Consider the following 4,447-nt stretch of genomic DNA (forward strand, 5'->3'; position numbering starts at 1 on the left):
AACTTTATTCTACCAAACGGCTATAGACCATGTCTATTTTTATGAAATTGAATTTGCGAAACTAATTATACGTTATCTAACTCTATCAATGCTTCCAATATTATTTGTAAACGTCAAATCCTGCGCCTACCCTTAAATTTAACGCCGCTTTTATGAGCGGCGTGGTTTCCGGCATTCCTCGGGAAGCTCATCTGCCCAAGGCATCAGCTGGTCCAGTTTTGCCGGATCTATATTTCCTTTTTCGTCACAATACTTCGGCAGTTCCGTGAGGATATGCCTAAAGTAATAGTACGGGCGCAGATTGTTCAGCTTTGCCGTTTCCGAAATACTGTAAACAAGAGCACTGGACCTGGCTCCTTTTGCTGTGTTATGCAGCACATTGGGGTCAGACCCCAATGTGCTGGACCCCAATGTTGTACTGTAGCTGCTCCAAAGCCAATCCGATCAGTCTATCCGCCTGATCTGCCATGAACAGCGGGATATTCAACACATCACCATCCAGTTTCAGATTGTCCAATGAGAAACGGATGCGGAGCCTGACCTTATCCGAGAACAGTTCCTTGAACTTTTTCATACTCCTGCTGGTTGTGTTGGCTTCGGATTTGACCTCCACGGGGAAGATATCATTCTCCCGCTGAATGAGGAAATCCACTTCGTAAGGCGGGTTGTTCTGGCTCCAATAACGGGGCATGACTTCAAACTGAGTAATTAAAGTCTGCAATACAAAGTTTTCGGTTAATGCGCCTTTGAATTCCGTAAAAAGACGGTTACCTTCGCCAAAGGCAGTGGGGGCCAGCTGTGCCAGACGGCGAAGCAGTCCCACATCCACCAGATAAATCTTGAAAGCAGACAAGTCATCGTAAGCTGCAATCGGCAGGCCGGGAGCTGAGCTGCGATAAATTTTATGCACCAGACGGGCATCCACCAGCCATTGCAAGGCGTCCTCATACTCACGGGCTCGTGCACCTTCCTTAACCACTTTATAGACGAACTTCTTGTTCTCTCTTGCCAGTTGAGAAGGAATAGATTTCCAGATCATTGAGATTTTCGGGAACTCGCTGAGATTCGGGTGTTTGGCAAAATCACGCTCATAGGCTCCGATGATTCCGGACAATGCCTCCTGCATGGCAGAAACATCCCGTGCCTCCGTCCACATCAATACCGGCTCCGGCATACCACCGGTGACATAGTACATTTTCAGTTTCTCATACAGCGGATTAAAGAAGGCGTCAGGGATGGGTTCAAGAGTGTCCACCTGTTCCAGATACTGCGCCAGATTTTCATCACCATTGGCAAGTAGGAATTCATGAAAAGTCATCGGGTCAATCTGCATAAAGTTGACCTTACCCACCGGAAAAGAGGAAGGTTTCGCCAAAGCAATACCCAACAGAGAACCGGCACAGGCAACATGATACTGCGGCGCATTCTCGCAAAAATACTTCATAGCGTTAATGACCTTAGGGCAGTCCTGCACCTCATCAAAGATGATAAGAGTTTTTTCAGGAACGATTTTTTGACCGCTTGCCAGCATAAGGTTTTGCAGAATCCGGTCCACATCCTTGGTTGTTTCAAAAAATTGCTTATATTCTTCATTTTCGTCGAAGTTAAAGTAAGCTGTATTTTCATAACAGCGTCTGCCGAACTCTTTCAGAATCCAAGTCTTACCCACCTGACGTACGCCCTTCAAGATTAAAGGCTTGCGGTAAGGAGAATTCTTCCAAGCCAGCAACTTTTTTAGGATAAATCGTTCCATAGAATCGCCTCTCACATTTTTATTTGAATTTTATGCTTATTGATCACACTTTTATTATATGTGAAATCTATGAAAATTACAACCAGAAACACAAAATTGTTTAATTGTATGCACACATTGGAGGCTGACCCCAATGTGGGACTCTCATCCTCCATGAGGCTGACATCCGCTCCCGATGCCAGTAACATTTCCGATTTTCAAACTCATCTGGCTAAAATAAGCCTTACTGCATCAATTAAATCCTGACTGAATCCTTCAAGATCATCTATTTCCAGCCCTTCTTTGATATATCCATATTCTGTTACCTCTATCATATCGCCATCTTTGCTGCTGTTGCACCATTTTTCTTAAAATTCCAAATACTCCTTCTTCAATCTGTCAATCATCTCAAATGGAAATATCTCCGCACCCCCATCCGGGATTTCTTCCAGCTTTGCTACGAATTCTTTTACCAGATCTTTCGCCTCCTGGCTGTGATCCCGACTTTCTGGTATATGTCTGACAAACCATGTCTGATCATAAATCTCTATCTGAGAAATTAGCATCTCCACATCCTGAGCAAAGTTAAATTCATTCGCCTCATTTGCTTCCCCATAATGAAAAATTATAGAATCCAACCTCCGTAAAATAGCGTCTTTATTTAAATCTAACGGAACATAAATACGAATATTATCTCTATTTTCATCCGGAGTTTTTCTAAAATCCGTCACCAGTTGTGCTCTTTCCCTGATTGATTTATCAATCAACCACGGTTCATTGATATACATTGGCATTTTTTCTCTTGGGATAGGATAAATATCTAAATCATGATGTTCCATAACATCCCCTCCCGCTTTTAGTTCTTGTTCCTTTCCTGTTTTTATCTTATCATAAAAGGTACGTAAAAAAGAAGTCAAAATATTTAAAGAGCAAGTACTGCCAAAAGTTATTCCATCGCTTTATCCCACTGCATACTCCTCAGCCAATAAATTAGGCACCCTATCCATCTCCTGAAACCCATATATATTCTTCACCGTTTCATGCAGCATCTCCTGAGATGGATAATATCCCATTGCCAGGAGATCCGATGACTTTGCCGATAATGCAGCCAGTTCGTCTAAAATACTTTTTTCCACCGATGACGATATAAAATAGTCTTCCGTGTAAGAAAATAAAATATAATTAATTGCGGACAGCTGTGCTTCCACTGTATGAAGTTTCTTCAACTGTTTAAAAAAGCGGCCATATCTATTATTGTTCTTCGAAACAAAAATCATCACGATACTGGTGTTTTCCAGTGGAAATATACATAAGGACATATTTCTGATTTTATAAGTCGGATCCATGTTATATACATCATTGATGATATTCCCTTCCATATCCAGCTGCATAGCTATCGTTCCCTGAAACGCAACCGGCACCACATAAGGCAGCTTCTCATAATACCCTATATAATAGTCCCCAGAAATTGGCTTTAATGAGCGCTTTTTCGCGTATGCAAATTCCTCTTTATACTCATTTAAATCCAGATCGCTCACTTCTGTTTTCGCCTGCGTCCACTCTCCTGTTATATTCAGCCTGTCCTGCATAATACCGTACATCTCAATTTCTATAAGCCGTTTACTGATATTCTTCAGACTGTTTTTCATATGGATTTCGGCAAGCATTTTCATCGTCGGTATCTCTTCGTAATTATCCGGATTTTCATAATCCTGGAAAATCTCTCCATCACATTTCCGGCAAATCAAATGAAAGGTTCCGGCTTCATTAACGCCTTTTTCGCCTTTTAGCAATGGCAATTCTATAATAGAATTCATATAGTATACCTTGCCATTCTGCGCTATATTTCTCAGGCAAAAGGCTGGCACCGTATGAGAATTGCAAAAGCTGTCGCAGGATTCTTTGCAATAATAGCACTCCTGCTGCTTTGCCGAATTTCTACTGTCTTTTAATATTTTATTTAAGCCTTTCGTGGCCTCGATGATTTCAGATCGATGCATTTGTGGATCTACTTTGGGGAAATCAGTGAGGGAAAAGGGGAAAATCATATTTGGCATATTGTAATCTCATCTCTTTCTGCAGCTGGTTTATACTGGATGATTTTCCTGGTATGGTCGTCTTCAGTAGCACAATTTAGGAAAGGGACTAATTATTTTGCGGAGAGTTCTTCACTGGTGCCTGTTAAATTATAACTTATGCCTACTCCATTTAGTGAGACAACTTGCACCATACCATTTTGAATAAGTTTTCTAATACTTTTTGTCACCATTGCTCTTGAAATAGTAACGCCTCGTGCAATATCCATGATTTTCGCATTATCATGGAATTGTAAATACTCTATTTTGTGAGTTTATTGTAGCACAGCATAGAAGATTGTGAAAGGTACTTGTAGTCTACCGATTACCTACTTACGAAGAATGGCATGTGCTTTCGGTATGGAAGCCGTATAGAATATTTGTCATGCTTGAACCGATTCATGAATATTTTACAGAATTTATACTTTCTTTCGAGTGCCTGACCCCACTGTGGTCACTCTCAGCAAAAGGAGCCAGGTCCAGTGCTCTTGTTTACAGTATTTCGGAAACAGCAAAGCTGAACAATCTGCGCCCGTACTATTACTTTAGGCATATCCTCACGGGATAACGTATAATTAGTTTCGCAAATTCAATTTCATAAAAATAGACATGGTCTATAGCCGTTTGGTAGAATAAAGTT

Annotated in this window: 5 protein-coding genes; all 5 read right to left on the reverse strand. The window is 41.2% G+C overall.

The genetic code is table 11. The features are described from left to right. Positions 1 to 150 precede the first annotated feature (150 nt). The 5 genes from ACESZP_RS17755 to ACESZP_RS17775 all read right to left on the reverse strand — a co-directional run bounded on the left by ACESZP_RS17755 (position 151) and on the right by ACESZP_RS17775 (position 4,037). Complete coding sequence (locus ACESZP_RS17755; RefSeq protein WP_499709929.1) at positions 151 to 378, reverse strand: transposase domain-containing protein; 228 nt, start codon at positions 376 to 378, stop codon at positions 151 to 153. A 7-nt stretch (positions 379 to 385) separates the two neighbouring features. Continuing rightward, positions 386 to 1,753, reverse strand: coding sequence for a DUF8612 domain-containing protein (locus ACESZP_RS17760; protein ID WP_178039071.1), 1,368 nt, complete (start codon positions 1,751 to 1,753; stop codon positions 386 to 388). 347 nt (positions 1,754 to 2,100) lie between these two features. Next, positions 2,101 to 2,571 carry a hypothetical protein gene (locus ACESZP_RS17765; protein WP_499709930.1) on the reverse strand — a complete coding sequence of 157 codons (471 nt, stop codon included), beginning with the start codon at positions 2,569 to 2,571 and terminating at the stop codon, positions 2,101 to 2,103. A gap of 120 nt (positions 2,572 to 2,691) precedes the next feature. Then, positions 2,692 to 3,789, reverse strand: coding sequence for a hypothetical protein (locus ACESZP_RS17770; protein ID WP_499709932.1), 1,098 nt, complete (start codon positions 3,787 to 3,789; stop codon positions 2,692 to 2,694). A 92-nt stretch (positions 3,790 to 3,881) separates the two neighbouring features. Further along, positions 3,882 to 4,037 (reverse strand): hypothetical protein, encoded by a 156-nt coding sequence (locus tag ACESZP_RS17775; RefSeq protein WP_499709933.1) that lies wholly within the window; start codon positions 4,035 to 4,037, stop codon positions 3,882 to 3,884. Between the last annotated feature and the right edge of the window lie 410 nt (positions 4,038 to 4,447).

This window comes from Candidatus Dorea massiliensis AP6 (assembly GCF_964245105.1).
GTDB lineage: Bacteria > Bacillota > Clostridia > Lachnospirales > Lachnospiraceae > Laedolimicola > Laedolimicola intestinihominis.